The sequence below is a fragment of the Pseudomonas oryzihabitans genome (assembly GCF_007665395.1).
Classification (GTDB): domain Bacteria; phylum Pseudomonadota; class Gammaproteobacteria; order Pseudomonadales; family Pseudomonadaceae; genus Chryseomonas; species Chryseomonas psychrotolerans_C.
In genome coordinates this window covers 135262-155859 of sequence record NZ_VDND01000013.1, presented here as the reverse complement: position 1 = coordinate 155859, position 20598 = coordinate 135262, and the positions used below count along the sequence as shown (strand labels likewise).

At 66.3% G+C, this 20598-nt stretch carries 12 protein-coding genes; 7 read left to right on the top strand and 5 right to left on the bottom strand.

Annotation, left to right across the window (positions count from 1 at the left end; translation table 11 throughout):
- Nucleotides 1-13: 13 nt before the first annotated feature.
- From FSV73_RS22220 to thiI, 3 genes are all read right to left on the bottom strand, one after another.
- Nucleotides 14-1951 (bottom strand): autotransporter domain-containing SGNH/GDSL hydrolase family protein, encoded by a 1938-nt coding sequence (locus tag FSV73_RS22220; RefSeq protein ID WP_145011584.1) that lies wholly within the window; start codon nt 1949-1951, stop codon nt 14-16.
- A gap of 499 nt (nt 1952-2450) precedes the next feature.
- A complete protein-coding gene (gene typA / locus FSV73_RS22215; RefSeq protein WP_017639451.1) occupies nt 2451-4268 on the bottom strand; it encodes a translational GTPase TypA in 1818 nt (605 codons plus the stop codon).
- A 157-nt stretch (nt 4269-4425) separates the two neighbouring features.
- Nucleotides 4426-5880 carry a tRNA uracil 4-sulfurtransferase ThiI gene (gene thiI, locus FSV73_RS22210; protein ID WP_145011582.1) on the bottom strand — a complete coding sequence of 485 codons (1455 nt, stop codon included), beginning with the start codon at nt 5878-5880 and terminating at the stop codon, nt 4426-4428.
- A gap of 385 nt (nt 5881-6265) precedes the next feature.
- Between thiI and glnA the strand changes: the two genes are divergently transcribed.
- The 5 genes from glnA to ntrC all read left to right on the top strand — a co-directional run bounded on the left by glnA (nt 6266) and on the right by ntrC (nt 11663).
- Nucleotides 6266-7672, top strand: coding sequence for a glutamate--ammonia ligase (gene glnA, locus FSV73_RS22205; protein WP_007161312.1), 1407 nt, complete (start codon nt 6266-6268; stop codon nt 7670-7672).
- Nucleotides 7673-7830: 158 nt separating this feature from the next.
- Nucleotides 7831-8349: a DUF4124 domain-containing protein gene (locus FSV73_RS22200; protein ID WP_145011578.1), complete on the top strand. Its 519-nt coding sequence runs from the start codon at nt 7831-7833 to the stop codon at nt 8347-8349.
- On the top strand, nt 8349-8984 hold the full coding sequence (locus FSV73_RS22195) for a DUF4124 domain-containing protein (RefSeq protein ID WP_145011575.1): 636 nt from the start codon (nt 8349-8351) through the stop codon (nt 8982-8984). Before FSV73_RS22200 ends, FSV73_RS22195 begins: the two co-directional genes overlap by 1 nt.
- 171 nt (nt 8985-9155) lie before the next feature.
- Nucleotides 9156-10220: a nitrogen regulation protein NR(II) gene (gene glnL, locus FSV73_RS22190; protein ID WP_145011572.1), complete on the top strand. Its 1065-nt coding sequence runs from the start codon at nt 9156-9158 to the stop codon at nt 10218-10220.
- A gap of 12 nt (nt 10221-10232) precedes the next feature.
- The gene (ntrC, locus tag FSV73_RS22185; RefSeq protein ID WP_059230568.1) at nt 10233-11663 is read left to right on the top strand and encodes a nitrogen regulation protein NR(I); all 1431 of its coding nucleotides are present in this window, start codon (nt 10233-10235) and stop codon (nt 11661-11663) included.
- 1170 nt (nt 11664-12833) lie between these two features.
- Here the strand turns inward: ntrC and FSV73_RS22180 are convergent.
- A complete protein-coding gene (locus tag FSV73_RS22180; protein WP_145011569.1) occupies nt 12834-13391 on the bottom strand; it encodes a hypothetical protein in 558 nt (185 codons plus the stop codon).
- Nucleotides 13392-13463: 72 nt separating this feature from the next.
- On the opposite strand from FSV73_RS22180, the gene FSV73_RS22175 reads away from it, so the two are divergent.
- Nucleotides 13464-13931 carry a tRNA (cytidine(34)-2'-O)-methyltransferase gene (locus tag FSV73_RS22175; protein WP_058761468.1) on the top strand — a complete coding sequence of 156 codons (468 nt, stop codon included), beginning with the start codon at nt 13464-13466 and terminating at the stop codon, nt 13929-13931.
- An 85-nt stretch (nt 13932-14016) separates the two neighbouring features.
- Nucleotides 14017-16356: an FdhF/YdeP family oxidoreductase gene (locus tag FSV73_RS22170; protein ID WP_145011690.1), complete on the top strand. Its 2340-nt coding sequence runs from the start codon at nt 14017-14019 to the stop codon at nt 16354-16356.
- A 221-nt stretch (nt 16357-16577) separates the two neighbouring features.
- Here FSV73_RS22170 and putA read toward each other — a convergent pair whose 3' ends face one another.
- Complete coding sequence (putA, locus tag FSV73_RS22165) at nt 16578-20546, bottom strand: trifunctional transcriptional regulator/proline dehydrogenase/L-glutamate gamma-semialdehyde dehydrogenase (protein WP_145011566.1); 3969 nt, start codon at nt 20544-20546, stop codon at nt 16578-16580.
- Nucleotides 20547-20598 lie beyond the last annotated feature (52 nt).

Here is a 20598-nt window from a genome sequence, read left to right as displayed (position 1 = left end):
GGCCTGGCTCCGGCTAGAAGTCCAGCGACAGGCCCAGGCCTACCCCCTGCTGATGGCTATCGCCCGCGCCGGCATAGCTGTAGCCACCGCGCAGGGTCAACTCCGGGGTCAGCCGCTGCACCACGCCCAGACTCAGGCGGGTGCGGTCGCTTTCGGGCTGGTAGCCGTCCAGGGTGTAGTCCAGCCCCGGCACGCTATTCAGGCTCATGGTCAGGTCACGGGTACCGTCGGCGAATTCCCGCTCGCGGCCCACATCGGCGAACAGCGCCGTGGCCGGGGTGAATTGCCAGCGGCCCTGCAGCCCCAGGCCCAGCCGCCGCGAGGTGCTCGACTGGTCAGCGAAGGCCAGGGCGGCGGCATCGCTGCTGCGCTCGCGATAGCCGTCCACCTGGGCGCGGGCATAGTCGGCGCTCAGGTAGGGACTCAGGTGCCAGGGACTGCTGGCGGCCGCCAGGTCATACCCCAGGCGCGCCGAGAGGGCGCGCAGGTCGCCGTCGGTATCGCCGCGCTCGCTGCGGGTAGTCGGGCCCAGGACGAAACGACGGCTCAGGTCGTCGTAGTCCAGCCGGCCACCGGTGGCGGTGAGATCGCCCCAGAGCCGCTCGCCCTGGTATTGGGCGAAGGCGCTGAGCAGGTAGCTGTTCAGGCGATAGTCGGAATCGGCCGCACCCACCTCCAGGTGCTGGCGCGAAACCCCGGCGGCCACGCCGATGCGCCAGGTGTCGCTGAGCCGGTAGCTGCCGCCCAGGTCCAGGCCATAGCCGTTGCCATCGCCCCCGGCGGTACTGCGCTGGTCGTCGACGTCCAGCCGGCGCCCGCTGGTATCCACGTAGCCCTGCCAGCGCCCCACCGGCTGCCAGGCATGCCAGTCGCCCAGCCAGCGCTGGTGCAGGCCATCCTGGTGCGCCCTCAGGGTGGACTGCGCCATCTCCGGCAGCAGGGTGACCTCCCAGGGCGCGGCCAGCAGCGAATAGGCGTAATCGGCGATCAGCCGCTGGCCGCTGATGGTCGGGTGGACGCGGTCGTTGAACAGCAGCTGGCTCGGGTCCGCTGCCGCGGCGCCCAGGCCGTAGGTGGTGTTGCGGGTGCAGTTGTCACCGCTGAAGCAGGTCCCGGTGAGATCCTGCCCGGTCGCCAGGCCGTAGCGCGCCGGATCGGCCACCACCTCGGCGAGCAACTGCGGCACGTTCAGGCCGATGATCTCGGCATCGATGCCGGCCAGGCGGGCCACCAACGCCTGGTTGTAGACCTGGCTCAGGGCCGAGCTGGCCGCCTGTTGCGGCGAGCCGGCCAGCGCCGGCGTCCGGCCGATGTCGGGCAGCAGCCAGACCACCAGGTAGCGCGCCCCGGCCTGCTGCAGGGCGGCGACGCCATCGCCCAGGCGATTGGCCGCCGCCGCGGCGCTGGCCGGCGAGGTTACCAGGCCCTGGAGAAAGTCGTTACCGCCACCGCTGATATAGAACAGGGTGTTGGGATCCAGGCGCAGCCCCTGGCTGGCGAGTCCGGGCAGGTAGCCGTCGCGGCTGCGCAGGGTCAGGCCATTGGCCGCTACCACCGAGCCGTTGGCGGCGGAGATGGAATCGCGAATCTGCGCGGTGGTGTAGCCCCCGGTGGCCCAGTTGTCGCCGTCGGCGAGGCCCAGCAGCCGATTGATCACCGAGGTCGAGGCATCCAGGGTCCGGGCGTCGAAACCCAGTTGCTGGCCGAGCAGGATCGACGACACCGGTCCGGTCACCGCGCCGCCGGCGGCGCTGTAGCTGGGGCCGACCCGGTTGGTGAATCTGAGGCTGGCGCCGGTCACCCCGGTATCGGGAAATTGCCCGGCATCCAGCAGGCTGTCGCCGAACACGGTGAAGCCACTGTAGGGGTTGGGAGCCGCCTGCACGGTTGCCGCGAGCGCCGTCGCCAGGGCGATGGCCAGCGGCAGGCGTTGCCTGAGAGAAAACGTCATGCCTGCACCTTGATTGTTGTTATCGGGGCACGCGTTGGGCGCGTCGTCTGAAGCTAGACGGTTTTTATGACGTTGTATCTGGTTGTGAACAAAAAAGTACGAGACGTTCGTTGCAGCGCTGAGAGGCCTGGGCCAGAGGGGTTGCAAGGCGACCGGGACGGCAGGCGTCGCTCGCGCGAGCCTGAAGGGCCGGCCCTCTGCTCGAGCAGGCATGGGGCTGGGCTGTTGGGCTTCGCTGCGCTCAACCCAACCTACGTACGCGAGCAATTTCCCCCTCTTCCCCTGGGAGAGGGCCGGGGTGAGGGAGGCCGCGCCAGGATATTCCGTGACCCCATGGCGAGCGATCTATCGCGGCCATGGGCCGCTCCTACGGGCCCGCTGTGATCGTCGGAGCGACCGCAGCGGCGGATCGCCATGGCCGCGATAGAACGCTGTCGATGGCGCCACGCGGGCAACAAAAAAGCGCCCGGAGGCGCTTTCTTGCGTTACCGGAACGCGATCAGACCTTGGAACGCTCGAAGCGCTTGCGGTCGTTCTCGTTTAGGTATTTCTTGCGCAGGCGGATGGACTTCGGCGTCACTTCCACCAGCTCGTCGTCGGCGATGAATTCCAGCGCCTGCTCGAGGGTGAACTTGATCGGCGGCACCAGGGCGATGACTTCGTCCTTGCCCGAGGCACGCATGTTGTCCAGCTTCTTGCCCTTGGTGGGGTTGAGCACCAGGTCGTTGTCACGGCTGTTGATGCCGCACAGCTGGCCTTCGTAGATCTCGTCGCCCGGGGCCAGGAACAGCTTGCCGCGGCTCTGCAGGGTTTCCAGCGAGTAGGTCAGCGCGGTACCAGTGGCCATGGACACCAGCACGCCGTTCTGGCGATTGCTCACTTCGCCGGCCTTGATCGGGCCGTAGTGGCTGAAGGTCGAGGTCAGGATGCCGCTGCCCGAGGTCAGGGTCAGGAAGTTGTTGCGGAAGCCGATCAGGCCACGCGCCGGGATGGTGTATTCCAGGCGGATACGACCCTTGCCGTCGGGGATCATGTTGGTCAGATCGCCCTTGCGCAGACCCATCTGCTCCATCACCGAGCCCTGATGCTGCTCTTCGATGTCGATGGTGACGTTCTCGTAGGGCTCCTGCTTCTCGCCGTCCTTCTCGATGATCACCACTTCCGGACGGCCCACGGCCATCTCGAAGCCTTCGCGGCGCATGTTCTCGATCAGTACCGACAGGTGCAGCTCGCCACGACCGGAGACCTTGAACTTCTCGGCCGACTCGCCCGGCTCGACGCGCAGGGCCACGTTGTGCAGCAGTTCCTTCTCCAGGCGGTCCTTGATGTTGCGGCTGGTGACGAACTTGCCTTCACGACCGGCGAACGGCGAGTCGTTGACCTGGAAGGTCATGCTCACGGTGGGCTGGTCGACGGTCAGCGGCGGGCGGGCCTCGACGTTCTGCGGATCGCACAGGGTGTCGGAGATGAACAGCTCGTCCATGCCCGAGACGCAGACGATGTCGCCGGCTTCGGCTTCGGCCACTTCCACGCGCTGCAGGCCGGAGTGGCCCATGATCTTGAGGATACGACCGTTGCGCTTGCTGCCGTCGTCGCTGATGGCCACCACCGGGGTGTTGGCCTTGATGCGGCCACGGGCGATACGGCCGATGCCGATCACGCCCAGGAAGCTGTTGTAGTCCAGCTGGGAGATCTGCATCTGGAAGGGACCATCCAGGTCGACCTGGGGGGCCGGGACGTGGTCGACGATGGCCTGGAACAGGGCATCCATGTTGTCGTCCATCTTCTCGTGGTCCAGACCGGCGATGCCGTTCAGGGCGCTGGCGTAGACGATCGGGAAGTCCAGTTGCTCATCGGTGGCGCCGAGGTTGTCGAACAGGTCGAAGATCTGGTCGATGACCCAGTCCGGACGCGCGCCGGGACGGTCGATCTTGTTCACCACCACGATCGGACGCAGGCCGGCCTTGAAGGCCTTCTGGGTCACGAAGCGGGTCTGCGGCATGGGGCCGTCCTGGGCGTCGACCACCAGCAGCACGGAGTCGACCATGGACATCACGCGCTCCACCTCGCCACCGAAGTCGGCGTGGCCGGGGGTGTCGACGATGTTGATGTTGTAGTCGCCCCACTTCAGCGCGGTGTTCTTGGCCAGGATGGTGATGCCACGTTCCTTTTCCTGGTCGTTGCTGTCCATCACCCGCTCGTTTTCCGCTTCTTTGCGGTCCAGGGTGCCGGACAGGCGCAGCAGCTTGTCGACGAGGGTGGTCTTGCCATGGTCGACGTGCGCGATGATGGCGATGTTGCGTAGATTCTCGATCACAGTGGTGTTCTCGGTATAGAAATGAAGGAGCTTCAGCCAGCAGGCTGACAGCTGGAGATTGCAAGCGCGCGAAACGCGGCCGGCCGATACGGAACCGGACGGCTAGAAGAGGTCGGGAGGGCGGTGGCGGATACTGCCACCCAGCAGGCCCGGCTGCTTAGGCCGGACGATAAACGCGCACATTGGCGTACCCTTCGGTGAGCAGGTGATGGGCGTGCAGCCGGCTCATCACCCCGCGGTCGCAATAGAGGAGGTACTGGCGCTGCTCGTCCAGTTCCTTGAAACGGCTGTTCAGGGCGAAGAAGGGCATGACCTGCACCTCGTTGCCGGCAAGTTCCAGCGGCGCCTCTTCCTGGGCGTCGGGGTGGCGGATGTCCACCACGATCTGACCTGGCAAGGGCTGTGCCAGCTCTTCGACCTGGACGTCCTTGCCCAGCTCCTCGATCACCTTGTCGACGGTGATGAAGCGGGCGCGCTCCAGGGCGGCGTCGAGCAGCGCCATATCGAACTTGCCTTCCTCGTGCTCCACCCGCATGGCCTTGGCCTTGGTGGTGGGGTTCACCGAGATGACGCCGCAGTACTCGGGCATGTGCTTGGCGAAGTCGGCGGTGCCGATGCGCTGGGCGGTGTCGATGATGTCCTGCTTGTGGCTGGCCAGCAGCGGGCGCAGCACCAGGGTATCGGTGGCCTTGTCGATCACCGCCAGGTTGGTCAGGGTCTGGCTGGAGACCTGGGAGACGGCCTCGCCGGTCACCAGCGCCTCGATCTGCAACTGCTCGGCGATGCGGCTGGCGGCGCGCAGCATCATGCGCTTCAAGATCACGCCCATGTGGCTGTCGTCGCACTGGGTGAGGATCTGCCCCACCACTTCCTCGAAGGGCACGCTGATGAACAGCACGCGCTGGGAGCGACCGAACTTCTCCCACAGATAGTGGGCCACTTCCATCACGCCCAGCTCGTGGGCGCGCCCGCCGAGATTGAAGAAGCAGAAGTGGCTGACCATGCCGCGCCTCATCATCTGGTAGGCGGCCACGGTGGAATCGAAGCCACCGGACATCAGCACCAGCACCTGCTCCAGGGCGCCCAGCGGATAGCCGCCCAGGCCCTCGTGATGCTCGTCGATGATGAACAGCCGCTGGTCGCGGATCTCCAGGCGGACATTCACCTCGGGATTCTTCAGGGCGATGCCGGCACCGCCGCAGCGCTCGCGCAGGCCACCGCCGACATGGCGCTCCACGTCCATCGAGGAGAAATCATGCTTGCCGGCGCGCTTGCAGCGCACCGAGAACACCTTGCCGCGGACCCGCTCGCCGAAGTGGCGCTCGCAGAGCGCCAGGATGGTCTCGAAGTCGCCCAGCGGATACTCGTGCACCTCGAGTAACTGGCCGATGCCGGGGGTGCAGGCCAGGCGCTGCTTCATCTCCGCCAGCAGGCGCGGCTCGCCGACCGCGGTGTCCAGGGTGATGTTGTCCCAGACCCCCTCCACCTGGACGTCCGGATCCAGGTCGCGCAGCACGACACGAATGTTCTTCACCAGCTGGCGAATGAAATTCTTGCGCACCGGGCGACTCTTGATGGTGATTTCCGGAAAGACCTTGATGATGAGCTTCATGAACGGGCGACGGCGGGCGGGAAACGCAAAAGAAAAGGGCGAAGATCATACCTGAATTCCCAGCGGGACTCGAACCCAGCCGACAAAATCACCACCAGCGCCATTAAGGTGCAAATTTCGATTTATGAGCACCATGTTGGTGCATAAATACGGCATCGACTGGTCGGAAAACGCCGCGAGAGACGCAAGGAAGCCACTCCTGCCCATTAAGGGGCACTGGCATACAACTTGCTCTCTTGTGAGGCAGCCGCCCCTGAGCCAGCATAGGGCGCTTTTCGTGGAACGCCGGTCACCGACCAGGCAGCACGGGAGCGCCCCTCAAGGGCACAGCTGATACCGGGAGTACCGCCAACCGCTCCCGGCCGAAATTCCTCTGGAGGAAACCATGTCGAAGGCTGTTCAACTGATCAAAGAAAACGACGTGAAGTGGGTAGACCTGCGCTTCACCGACACCAAAGGCAAGCAGCAACACGTCACCATGCCGGCGCGTGACGCGCTGGACGAAGACTTCTTCGCCCACGGCAAGATGTTCGACGGCTCCTCCATCGCCGGCTGGAAAGGCATCGAAGCCTCCGACATGATCCTGCTGCCCGACGACAGCACCGCCGTCCTGGATCCCTTCACCGAAGAGCCGACCCTGATCCTGGTATGCGACATCATCGAACCCTCGACCATGCAGCCCTACGAGCGCGACCCCCGTGGTATCGCCAAGGCCGCCGAGGAATACCTGAAGTCCACCGGCATCGGCGACACCGTGTTCGTCGGCCCGGAGCCCGAGTTCTTCATCTTCGACGAAGTGAAGTTCAAGTCGGACATCTCCGGCTCCATGTTCAAGATCTTCTCCGAGCAGGCGTCCTGGAACACCGACGCTGACTTCGAAAGCGGCAACAAGGGCCACCGTCCGGGCGTCAAGGGCGGCTACTTCCCGGTTCCGCCGGTCGACCACGACCACGAAATCCGTACCGCCATGTGCAACGCCCTGGAAGAGATGGGCCTGGTCGTGGAAGTCCACCACCACGAAGTGGCGACCGCTGGCCAGAACGAGATCGGTGTGCAGTTCAACACCCTGGTCAAGAAGGCCGACGAGACCCAGACCCTGAAGTACGTCGTGCACAACGTGGCCGATGCCTACGGCAAGACCGCCACCTTCATGCCTAAGCCCCTGTACGGCGACAACGGCTCCGGCATGCACGTGCACATGTCCATCTCCAAGGATGGCAAGAACACCTTCGCCGGCGAAGGCTATGCCGGTCTGTCCGATACCGCCCTGTACTTCATCGGCGGCATCATCAAGCACGGCAAGGCCCTGAACGGCTTCACCAACCCGTCCACCAACAGCTACAAGCGTCTGGTGCCCGGCTTCGAAGCCCCGGTGATGCTGGCCTACTCGGCCCGTAACCGTTCCGCCTCCATCCGTATCCCCTATGTGTCGAGCCCGAAAGCCCGCCGCATCGAAGCCCGCTTCCCGGATCCGGCTGCCAACCCCTACCTGTGCTTCGCCGCTCTGCTGATGGCTGGCCTGGACGGCATCCAGAACAAGATCCACCCCGGCGATGCCGCCGACAAGAACCTGTACGATCTGCCGCCGGAAGAGGGCAAGAAGATCCCGCAGGTCTGCGGCAGCCTGAAGGAAGCCCTGGAAGCCCTGGACGCCGGTCGCGCGTTCCTGACCAAGGGCGGCGTCTTCACCGACGAGTTCATCGATGCCTACATCGAGCTGAAGTCCGAGGAAGAGATCAAGGTCCGTACCTTCGTGCACCCGCTGGAATACGACCTGTACTACAGCGTCTGATCCCGCTGCGGTAAGGAAAGAGGCCTCCTTCGGGAGGCCTTTTCTTTGCGTATGGAAAACCGCCGCGACCGACGCCACCGCGGATAGGCCGAGCTGCCTACCTGCGCACCCGGCGCGCCTGCTACCCTTGATCCCCATCGCCCGGCCGAGATCCCGCCATGCCTCGCCTGCTTGCCTGCTGTCTGCTCTGCCTCGCCTGCTCCGCCCAGGCCGCGATCTACAAGTCGGTCGATGCCGCGGGCAACACGGTGTTCAGCGACCAGCCCTCGGCCAACGCCAAGCCCGTGCAGGTGGCGCCGACCAACACCGTGGACAATCCGCGCCCGGCCCCCACGGCGCCCAGTGCCCCGGCTGCGGCGGCACCCGCCGGCCCGGCCTTCAGCCGCCTGGAGGTCAACGTCCCCGATGACGAGGCCATCCGCGCCAACAACGGCACCTTCTCGGTGGGCGTGTCCGTGGAGCCGGCGCTGGGTCCCGGGCAGAATCTGCAGCTGCTGGTGGACGGCGCGCCCTATGGCAATCCTGGCCAGAGCACCCGTTTCGGCGTGGCCAACCTCGAGCGCGGCGAGCACCGCTTCGCCGCCCAGGTGGTGTCCGGCAACGGCGAGGTGGTCCAGACCAGCGCCGATAAGACCGTCACCGTGCAACGCATCAGCGTCAACAGTCCGGCCCGCTGATGCGCCCCCTGCTCGCCCTGCTGCTGCTCTGCCTGCTGCTGCCCGCCCAGGCGGCGGTCTACAGCTATGTCGACAAGGAAGGCAACCGCGTCTACACCGACCAGCCGCCCAAGGGCGTGAAGGCCACCAAGGTGCCGGTGACCACCCCCAACAATCTCAACCAGCAAGGCCAGCCGACGCGCAAGCTGAGCCCGACGCCACCGCCGGTGGCGAAAGCGCCCAAGGCGGCGCCCTTCCGCTACCAGATGCTACGCATCCTGGTACCGGAGCCGGACGCCACGGTGATCGATCAGCAGGGGCAGCTCATCGTCAGCCTGGTCAGCGAGCCGGAGCTGCAGCTAGGCCACAGCTACCGGCTGTTGCTGGACGACAAGGAAGCCGGGGTCGGCCGCAGCCCGGTGTTCCCCCTCGGCAACCTGGACCGCGGCACCCATAGCCTGGTGGCGGAAATCCTCGCCGCCGATGGCAGCGTGCTGGAGCGTACCCCGGCCCAGCCCTTCCACCTGCGGCGCCCTTCCCTGGAGCAGAAGCGCCAGGCGCATCCCTGCGCCGGCCAGGACTGGGGCAAACGACCGGAATGTCCGCTGGACATGAAGCCGCCCGAAGCCAGGAAATCCTGGCTACCCTTCCTATAACGCACCCTATTGGTGCGCTTTTCGCGCGCGCACCATCTTGATACAAATCCGGCAGGGAGCTTGGCGCCGCGCGGCGGCTGTTAGTGCACGTTGCAGCTATCTGCCCTAACTCGGGGCGTCTTGGTTTGCTTCTTGCATTTTCCTATCGTCCCTATAGCGCTGTGGCCTCTCATGCCTACCGACGTCATCCACCGACTCCTGCTCGACAACCTCACGACCGCGGTCATCCTGCTGGATGCGGAGCTGCGCCTGGAGTACATGAACCCGGCGGCGGAGATGCTGCTGGCCATCAGCGGTCAGCGTAGCCACGGCCAGTTCATCAGCGAGCTCTTCACCGAATCGCCGGAAGCCCTGCAGGCGCTGCGCCAGGCGGTGGACCATGCCCACCCCTTCACCAAGCGCGAGGCCTTGCTGGTCTCCACCTCGGGCAACAGCCTGACCGTGGACTACGCCGTGACGCCCATCCTCGACCGCCACAACACCCTACTCTTGCTGGAGGTCCATCCGCGCGACCGCTTGCTGCGCATCACCAAGGAAGAGGCGCAGCTGTCCAAGCAGGAGACCACCAAGCTGCTGGTGCGCGGCCTGGCCCACGAGATCAAGAATCCCCTCGGTGGCATCCGCGGCGCGGCCCAGCTGCTGGCCCGCGAGCTGCCGGAAGAGGCACTCAAGGACTACACCAACGTCATCATCGAGGAGGCGGATCGCCTGCGGAACCTGGTCGACCGCATGCTCGGCTCCAACAAGCTGCCGAAGCTGGCCATCACCAACGTCCACGAGGTCCTCGAACGGGTCTGCAGCCTGGTGGAGGCGGAGAGCCAGGGCCTGATCAACCTGGTGCGCGACTACGATCCGAGCATTCCCGATCTGATGATCGACCGCGAGCAGATGATCCAGGCGGTGCTCAACATCGTCCGCAACGCCATGCAGGCCATCTCCCAGCAGAACGAATTGCGCCTTGGCCGGGTCACCCTGAGAACCCGCACCCTGCGCCAGTTCACCATCGGCCACCACCGCCATCGCCTGGTGTGCAAGGTGGAGATCACCGACAACGGCCCGGGCATTCCCCAGGACCTGCAGGAAACCATCTTCTACCCCATGGTCAGCGGCCGTCCCGACGGCACCGGCCTGGGGCTCGCCATTACCCAGAACATCATCACCCAGCACCAGGGCCTGATCGAGTGTGAAAGCCATCCCGGCCACACCGCCTTCAGCATCTTCCTGCCGCTGGAATAACGAGGAGCACGCATGAGCCGTTCGGAGACCGTCTGGATCGTCGACGACGACCGTTCCATCCGCTGGGTCCTGGAAAAAGCCCTGCAACAGGAGGGCATGACCACCGTCGCCTTCGACAGCGCCGACAGCGTCATGACCCGCCTCGGTCGCCAGCAGCCGGACGTGGTGATCTCGGATATCCGCATGCCCGGCACCAGTGGCCTGGACCTGCTGTCGCGGATCCGCGAGATGCACCCGCGCCTGCCGGTGATCATCATGACCGCCCATTCCGACCTGGACAGCGCCGTGGCGTCCTACCAGGGCGGCGCCTTCGAGTACCTGCCCAAGCCCTTCGACGTCGACGAGGCCGTGGCCCTGGTCAAGCGCGCCGGGCAGCATGCCCAGGAGCAGCAGGGCTTCGCCGAACCGGCGCACCTGACCCGCACCCCCGAGATCATCGGCGAGGCGCCGGCGATGCAGGAGGTGTTCCGCGCCATCGGCCGCCTCTCGCACTCCAACATCACGGTGCTGATCAACGGCGAATCCGGTACCGGCAAGGAGCTGGTCGCCCACGCCCTGCACCGCCACAGCCCGCGCGCCGCGGCGCCCTTCATCGCGCTGAACATGGCGGCCATTCCCAAGGACCTGATGGAGTCCGAGCTGTTCGGCCACGAGAAGGGTGCCTTCACCGGCGCCGCCGCCCAACGCCGCGGTCGCTTCGAGCAGGCCGACGGCGGCACCCTGTTCCTCGACGAGATCGGCGACATGCCGGCCGACACCCAGACCCGTCTGCTGCGGGTGCTGGCCGATGGCGAGTTCTATCGCGTCGGTGGCCATACCCCGGTCAAGGTGGACGTGCGCATCATCGCCGCCACCCACCAGAACCTCGAGGGCCTGGTGCGCGAGGGCAAGTTCCGCGAGGACCTCTTCCATCGCCTCAACGTCATCCGCATCCACATCCCGCGCCTGGCCGACCGTCGCGAGGACATCCCCGCCCTCGCCCGCCACTTCCTCGCCCGCGCCGCCCAGGAACTGGCCGTGGAGCCCAAGACCCTGCGCGGCGAGACCGAGGAATACATGAAGGGCTTGCCCTGGCAGGGCAACGTGCGCCAGCTGGAGAACACCTGCCGCTGGATCACGGTGATGGCCTCCAGCCGCGAGGTGCTGATCGACGACCTGCCGCCTGAGCTGCTCAACCAGCCGCAGGACGCCGCCCCCGCCGCCAATTGGGAACAGGCGCTGCGCCAATGGGCCGACCAGGCCCTCACCCGCGGCCAGTCCAGCCTGCTGGACAACGCCGTGCCGGCCTTCGAACGCATCATGATCGAGACCGCCCTCAAGCACACCGCCGGCCGCCGCCGCGACGCCGCCGTCCTGCTCGGCTGGGGTCGCAACACCCTGACCCGCAAGATCAAGGAACTGGGCATGAAGGTGGACGGGCCGGATGAGGAGGGGGAGGACTGAGTTGTTGTAGGTTGGGCTGAGCGATAGCGAAGCCCAACGTTTCGAGTTTGGACTTATAGCTGCCTAAGCTGATTATCGCGGTTTGCTGATAGTTTTGTTTCGCCCACCCGGGCGAGTCACTTTTGCCAGTCGCGGCTTCGCGCGCCGGACTACGCGTCCCGAAAAAAATAACTAAAAACGCTGTCCCCACGTTTCGGCCCTCCGCTTCGCTCCGGGTGATTCGCTTCGCTCACCCTTCGGGCCTGCCTACGGCTGTTACTCCGCTTCGCTACGTTTCCCTCGCTCCGGCGCCGTGGCAGGGGCACGGCACGAAGGGGCTTCCTGCCTCGCAATCCCCTCCACGACACCGGAACTCGGCCTCACGGACGGGGACGGCGCGCTAGCCTGAGGTTGCGGTGTTTACAGGCAGAGCCAGAGTGATTCGTAGCATGGAAAACCGCGTAGCGTTTTCCACAGTTGAGCTCCAACGTCATCAGTGGACAAGGCTTCGCCGTTGTCCACGCTACGGCTCTTCCACCAAAACTTTCAGGCTGGCAAAACCGCCCCGCTCAGGAGGGCGAACGCCAGTGTCGTGGAGTGGGTCGAGCCGCATGGATGCGGCGAGAGGTCCAGTGGGCCAGGGACGGCCCATCTGGACCGACCCCGGAACGGCACTGGCGTGAGCGGACCCGCAGCGCAGCGGAGGGCCGGATGTCCGGGGCAAGCGTTTTTGCTTAGTTTTGTCCGGGGCGCGCAGCCGCGACTGGCAAAAGTGACTCGCCCGAGGGGGCGAAACAAGAACTACCCACAAAACTCGGTAAACAGCTAAACATCCTTCACATTGTTGGGCTTCGGCGATGAAGCCGCCTCAACCCAACCTACAAAATCTCCCCAAAACCACCCAACCCAAAACTTGGCACAGCTCCTGCAATATCCTAGGTAACTACCCTTTTGGGGACCTCGGTACAGGCAGGCTGGGGAATCCCCTCTTTTCTTCTTGAGGCCATCACATCGCGTGATGGCCTCTTTTTTTGTCCATAGAAAAGCGCAAACCCTGGCCCAGAGCGGTTTTCCAGTGATGAAGGCGTCATCCTGAGTCTTCGAAGGGCTGACCTCAGCCGGTTGCGACCGCCGTGGAGTGACGTTCAGCTCTGGTGCATATCCGCGGTTTTTGCCTGATAACGGGGCATTTCAGGGCGCCAGCGGGACCTCGATGTGCAGTACCCAATCCTCGCCCTCCGCGACGATCCGGTCACTGGCCTGCAAGGCGCCGCCAACCCCCACCAGCAGCACCTTCAGGTCCTGCCCCTCCTGGCGTACCGTCCAGGAAAAGCTGCCACCCGGCCGCACCACCCACCCCTGGCGTTCACCGCCGTCCCAGCGCGCGCGGGGCAGGCGCAGGCTCAGGGCGCCGTCGGGGCGATAGCGTTCGTAGAACAGCGAGCGATCGGCGGTGATCTGCAAATCGAAGCGCCCCGGATCCTGATGGGCTGCCACGCCCAGGATGACCGGGCGACGCGCCTCGGCCGACCAGGGATCGGGATGGGTGCGCTGGTACACCAGTTGGCCGATGATCATGCCGAACAGGCCGGCGCCCAGCGCCGCCGAGGCCAGCCAGAGGGTCAGGCGCTGGCGTTGGGCGCGCCATTCGGCCTTGAGCAGTGCCGGGTCTTCCACCCGCGCCAGCTCGTCCTGGCGCGCCCGGTGTTCGCGCAGCAGCCAATCGACCAACCGACGGCCGAGGCTCATCGCTTCGCCCCGCTCGCGACGGCGCGGCGGCCGCGCAGTACCATAGACGCTTTGCCAGGCGCCCTGCCCTTCATGTTCGACATCATCCTCTACCAACCGGAAATTCCGCCCAATACCGGCAACGTCATTCGCCTGTGCGCCATCACCGGCTGCCGCCTGCACCTGATCGAGCCGCTGGGTTTCGCGCTGGACGACAAGAAACTGCGCCGTGCCGGCCTGGACTACCACGAGTGGTCCACGGTGCGCACCCACGCCAGCCTGGCGGCCTGTATAGCAGATTTGCAGCCGCCCCGACTGCTGGCCTTCACCACCAAGGCCAGCCATCCCTTCACCGAGATCGCCTATGCGCCGGGCGATGCCCTGCTGTTCGGTCCGGAAAGTCGCGGCCTGCCGGCCGAGGTGCTGGAATCCCTGCCACCGGAGCAGCGGCTGCGCCTGCCAATGCTGCCCAACCGCCGCAGCCTCAACCTGTCCAACACCGTGGCGGTCGCGGTCTACGAAGGCTGGCGCCAACTGGGCTTCGCCGCACCGCCGGGCTGACCGCCAGAACCTTCCTGCCAGACGCGTCGTCCGATGATTGATAGGCACATCGCCCTACAGCCACGCGAGGCGCACCATGAGCAAGATCGGCAAACCCAGGGTTGAACGCTACGACGCCCCTTCCGGCGGCTGGGGCTCGGCCCGCTCGGTGACCGAGATCGTGCTGCGCGAGCGGGTACCGCTCAAATCCGGCGCCCTGCTCGCCAGGCAGAACAAGCATGGCGGCTTCGCCTGCGTGAGCTGCGCCTGGGCAAAGCCGGGCAAGCCCCATCCGCTGGAATTCTGCGAGAACGGCGCCAAGGCCACCGCCTGGGAAGTGACCAGCAAGAGATGCGGACCCGAGTTCTTCGCGACTCATTCCCTGACCGAACTGCGCGGCTGGCGTGACTACGATTTGGAAGAGGTCGGCCGCCTGACCCATCCCCTGCGCTACGACGCCGCCAGCGACCGCTATCGCCCGGTGAGCTGGGCCGAGGCCTTCGCCGACATCGGTGCCGAACTCAAGGCGCTGGATCCGGACTCGGTAATCTTCTATGCCTCCGGCCGCGCCGCGCTGGAAACCTCCTACCTCTATCAGCTCTATGCCCGCCTGTACGGCACCAACAATCTGCCGGACAGCTCCAACATGTGCCACGAGAGCACCTCGGTGGCACTGCCCAAGAGCATCGGCGTGACCGTGGGTACCGTCACCCTGAACGATTTCGACCAGGCCGATTGCCTGCTCTTCTTCGGCCAGAATCCCGGCAGCAACAGTCCGCGGATGCTGCATGACCTGCAGGAAGCCCGTAAGCGCGGCGCGCCCATCATCACCTTCAATCCCCTGCGCGAGCGTGGCCTGGAGACTTTCGTCAATCCGCAATCGCCGGTGGAGATGCTGACCGATCACCCCACCCAGATCAGCACCCAGTATCACCAGCTCAAGCCCGGTGGCGACATTGCTGCCCTGGCCGGCATGTGCAAGGCGCTGCTCGCCGCCGATGACGAGGCCCGCGAGCAGGGCCGCCCGGCGGTGCTCGACCATGCCTTCATCGCCGAGCATTGCCATGGTTTCGCCGACTTCTGCGAATGGCTGCAGCGGCAGGAGTGGCCGCAGCTGGAACGGCAGTCGGGCCTGACCCGCAGCGCCCTGGAGGCGGCCGCCGCGGTCTATGGTCGCTGCCAGAAGGTCATCGGCATCTATGGCATGGGCCTGACCCAACACCGTCATGGGGTGGAGACCATCCAGATGCTGGCCAACCTGCTGCTCTTGCGCGGCAACATCGGCAAGCCCGGTGCGGGCATCTGCCCGGTGCGTGGGCATTCCAACGTTCAGGGCCAGCGCACCGTGGGCATCACCGAGAAGCCTGAGTTGGCGCCGCTGGACCAGCTCGGCGAGCGCTTCGGCTTCACCCCGCCGCAGGACAAGGGCCGTAATACCGTGGAAGCCTGCGAAGGCATCCTCGACGGCTCGGTGAAGGCCTTCATCAGCCTCGGCGGCAATTTCCTGCGCGCCATCCCCGAGACCAGCCTGATGGAACCGGCCTGGCGCACCCTGCGCCTGTCGGTGCAGATCGCCACCAAGCTCAATCGCAATCACCTGGTACCGGCGGACAAGACCTACCTACTGCCCTGCCTCGGCCGGACCGAGATCGATCGCCAGCACGGCGTGGAACAGGCCCACAGCACCGAGGACAGCACCGGCTGCGTCCACGGCTGGCGCGGCGTGGCCGAACCACCGGAAGGCGAGCTGCTGTCCGAGCCGGCCATCGTCGCCGGCCTGGCCAAGGCCACCCTGCCGGACAATCCCCAGGTGACCTGGGATGCCTGGGTCGCCGACTATGGCCTGATCCGCGACGAGATCGCCCGCTCCTTCCCGGAGATCTTCCACGACTTCAATGCGCGGCTTTGGGAAGTAGGCGGCTTCCATCGCCCGCTCCCGGCGGCCAAACGCGAATGGAAGACCGAGACCGGCAAGGCCAACCTTATCGTGCCGCGCAGCCTGGAAGAGGACCCGGACATGCCCGCCAGCGGGCGCGACGTCCTGACTCTGATGACGCTGCGCAGCAACGACCAGTTCAACACCACCATCTACGGCTACCATGACCGCTTCCGTGGCGTGAAAGGCACCCGCGCGGTGCTGCTGATGAATCGCAACGACATCGAACGCCTGGGCCTGGCCGAAGGCGACAAGGTGCAGGTCTCGACGGTGGCCGACGACGGCGTGCGCCGTGAGGTGGGTCCGCTACGGGTCACGCCCTACAACATCCCGGAAGGCGCCTGCGGGGGCTACTACCCGGAATGCAACGCCCTGATCCCGCTCTGGCACCATGCCGAAGGCAGCAAGGTTCCGGCGGCCAAGGCCATCCCGGTACGGCTGAACAAGCTGATCGCCGCCAACGACGGCAGCTTTCCGGTGGAACCGGAGGGGTATGGGGCGCTGTATTAGGTCCGGCTACAGCCTCGCCTGAACGAGGCCATGACCCAGTAGGGCTGGCTGAAACGGCCCCACCGCCGAAGCCCGACGGCAAACCTGCCTGTTGGGCTTCGCTGCGCTCAACCCAACCTACGATGTGCTTTCGTAGGTTGGGTTGAGACGGCTCCATCGTCGAAGCCCAACAGGTATATGAATGTCGGGCTTCGCTGCATTCAGCTCAGCCCGACGGTCCCTCACCCAATCGTCATCAGACTCGCATTACCCCCCGCCGCCGCGGTATTCACACTCAGGGCGCGCTCGATGAGCAGGCGCTCCAGCGGGATGGCGGATTCGCCGCGGGCCAGGCCCTGGACGCCGACGATGGGGCCGTTGCGCTTGGCCACCTGCTGGCAGACCTGGCGCAGTTGGTCGGAATCGCCGTGGTGCAGGACGGCTTCGAAAGCGACCTCGTCCTTGCGCCAGTCGGCGGCGCTCTGTACCCGTGCCCGGACCGCCTGCGGCAGGCGATTCAGCGTGCCCTTGTGGCCCTCCTCGACCAGGGCGGTGCTGCCCACGGCCATGACCGCTGCCAGTTGCAGCAGCAGGTCGCTTTCGTCGGCCGCCAGGCACAGCACCCGGCTGCGCGGCAGCAGGCTGTAGCTGTTGCGCTCGCCGGTCGGGCCCGGCAGCAGGCGGGTCAGGCCGCTCAGGGATTCCTCGGCGAAGCCCAGGCAGGCCTGCTCCAGCTCGCCCAGGCCTTGCTGCCTGGCCCAATCCTGCAGGGCGCCTAGCGGATTGCCGGCCTGCTGGCGCAGGGCGTCGCGCACCTGCCATTCGGTCTCGCCGGCGCTGTCCTTGGCCAGGGCCACGGCGGGATCGCCCTCGGGACGGGTGCTGAGCAGGCGATAGAGGTACAGCGGGCCGCCGGCCTTGGGGCCGGTGCCCGAGAGGCCTTCGCCACCGAAGGGCTGCACCCCGACCACCGCGCCGACCATGTTGCGGTTGACGTAGAGGTTGCCGGCATGGGCGCGCTCGATCACCTTGGCGATGGTCTCGTCGATGCGGGTGTGCACGCCGAAGGTCAGGCCGTAGCCGATGGCGTTGATCTGGTCGATGACCTTGTCCAGGTCCTTGCGGGCGTAGCGCACCACGTGCAGTACCGGCCCGAAGACCTCGCGCCCCAGCTCGGCCAGGCTCTCCAGCTCGATCAGGGTGGGCAGGACGAAGGTGCCGCGGTGGATGGCGTCGCCTTCCACGCGACCGCCCTGGTGCACCCGCCGGCCTTTGCCTTTCAGGGTCTGGATGTGCTTGTCGATGGTGGCCTTGGCCTCGCCGTCGATCACCGGGCCGATGTCGATGGCCAGGTTCTCCGGATTGCCCAGCCGGCATTCGGCCATGGCGCCCTTGAGCATCTCCAGCACCCGGTCGGCCACGTCGTCCTGCACGCAAAGCACGCGCAGGGCCGAGCAGCGCTGGCCGGCGCTGTCGAAGGCGGAGGCGACCACGTCGGTGACCACCTGCTCGGCCAGCGCCGAGGAGTCGACGATCATGGCGTTCTGGCCACCGGTTTCGGCGATCAGCGGGATCGGCCGGCCCTGGGCGTCCAGGCGGCCGGCGATGTTGCGTGCCAGGATCTGCGCCACCTCGGTGGAGCCGGTGAACATCACGCCCTTGACCCGCACGTCGTTGACCAGGGCGGCACCGATGCTGGAGCCCTCGCCCGGCAGCAGTTGCAGCACGCCTTCGGGAATTCCGGCCTCCAGCAGCAGGCGCACGGCCTGGGCGGCGATCAGCGGGGTCTGCTCGGCCGGCTTGGCCAGCACGGTGTTGCCGGCGGCCAGGGCGGCGGCGATCTGGCCGCTGAAGATGGCCAGGGGGAAGTTCCAGGGGCTGATGCAGACCACCGGGCCCAACGGGCGGTGGCTGTCGTTGGCGAAGTCACGGCGCACCAGGGCGGCGTAGTAGCGCAGGAAGTCCACCGCCTCGCGCACCTCGGCGATGGCGTTGGCGTAGGTCTTGCCCGCCTCGCGGACCAGCAGGCCCATCAGCGGCTGGATCTGCGCCTCCATCAGTTCGGCGGCGCGCTCCAGCGCCGCGGCGCGCTGCTCGGGCGGAGTGGACTGCCAGATCGGTGCGGCGGCCAGGGCTTCTTCCAGGGCGATGTCGACGTCGGCGCGAGTGGCATTGCTCACTTGGCCGACGCGGTCGCGGCGATCGGCCGGATTGAGCACCGGCTGGGGAATCGCCGGCTCACTGGTGCGACCGAGCAACGGGCGGGCCTCCCAAGCGGTGCTGCCGCTGGCCAGCAGGGCCGCCGACAGCGAGCCCAGGCGGTGTTCGCTGGACAGGTCCAGGCCGCTGGAATTGCGCCGCTCGGCACCGTACAGGGCGCTCGGATGGGGAATGCGCGGATGTGGCAGGCCGATGGCGCCTTCGTTGGTGGACTGCTGCTCGATCTGCACCACCGGGTCGGCCACCAGCTCGTCCAGCGAGATGGAATGGTCGGCGATGCGGTTGACGAAGGAGGTGTTGGCGCCGTTTTCCAGCAGACGGCGGACCAGGTAGGCCAGCAGCGTCTCGTGGGTGCCCACCGGGGCATAGATGCGGCACGGCCGTGCCAGCTTGCCGTACTTGACGCTGCCCACCACCTGCTCGTACAGCGGCTCGCCCATGCCGTGCAGGCACTGGAATTCGTACTGGCCGGGGTAGTAGTTCTGCCCGCCGAGCTGGTAGATGGCCGCCAGGGTATGGGCGTTGTGGGTGGCGAATTGCGGATAGATGGATTCCGGCGCCGCCAGCAGCTTGCGCGCGCAGGCGAGGTAGGCCACGTCGGTGTAGACCTTGCGGGTATAGACCGGATAGCCCTCGAGGCCCTCCACCTGGGCGCGCTTGATCTCGCTGTCCCAGTAGGCGCCCTTGACCAGGCGGATCATCAGGCGGCGCCGGCTGCGCCGGGCCAGGTCAATCAGGTAGTCGATCACCAGCGGGCAGCGCTTCTGGTAGGCCTGGATGACGAAGCCGATGCCGTTCCAGCCGGCCAGTTGCGGCTCGAAGGACAGGCGCTCCAGCAGGTCCAGGGAGATCTCCAGGCGATCGGCTTCCTCGGCGTCGATGTTCAGGCCGATGTCGTAGCGCTTGGCCAGCAGGGTCAGCTCCAGCAGGCGCGGATAGAGCTCGCTCATCACCCGGTCGTACTGGGCGCGGCTGTAGCGCGGATGCAGCGCCGAGAGCTTGATGGAGATGCCCGGGCCTTCGTAGATGCCGCGGCCGTGGGAGGCCTTGCCGGTGGAGTGGATGGCCTGCTCGTAGGACGCCAGGTAGCGGCGGGCGTCGGCTTCGGTCAGGGCGGCTTCGCCGAGCATGTCGTAGCTGTAGCGGAAACCCTTCGCCTCGAACTTGCTGGCGTTGGCCAGGGCCTCGGCGATGGTCTCGCCGGTAACGAACTGCTCGCCCATCAGGCGCATGGCCATGTCCACGCCCTTGCGGATCACCGGCTCGCCGCTCTTGCCAATGAGGCGGTTGAGCGAACTGGTGAGACCGGCTTCGTTGTGGGTCGACACCAGGCGGCCGGTCAGCAGCAGACCCCAGGTAGCGGCGTTGACGAACAGCGAGGGGCTGTTGCCCAGGTGCGGCTGCCAGTTGCCGGTGCTGATCTTGTCGCGGATCAGGGCGTCGCGGGTGCCCTTGTCGGGGATACGCAGCAGGGCCTCGGCCAGGCACATCAGGGCGACGCCCTCCTGGGACGACAGAGAGAACTCGCGGAGCAGGCTCTGCACCATCCCGGAGCGTCCGGTTGCACCCTTGGCGTTGCGCAGCTTCTCGGCGATGCGATGGGCCAGCTCATGGGTGGCCTTGGCCTGGGCGGCGGGCAGGCGCGCCTGCTCCAGCAGCAGCGGCAGCAGTTCCTCCTCCGGCCGGCGATAGGCGGCGGTGATGGCCGAGCGCAGCACCGACTGCGGCAGGATGCTCTCGGCGAACTCCAGGAACGGCTGGTAGACCGGATCGGCCAGGGCCTCGACGGCTTCGTTGTCACCCTCGGCCAGGCGCTGGGCGATGCCTTGCAGGTCGGCCAGGGTCGCACCGCTCTCCAGGGTCTCCAGGTAGGTGAAGATGGCCTGCTTGATCAGCCAGTGTGGCGTCCGGTCGATCCGGCGCGCGGCTTCCTTGAGGCGGTCGCGGGTGGCTTCGTCGAGCTTTACGCCCAGGGTGGTAGTGGTGGCCATGCGCAGGTCCTCAAGCAAGAAGGCGTCGAAAGTCGGCGCAGCTTAGCGCCGC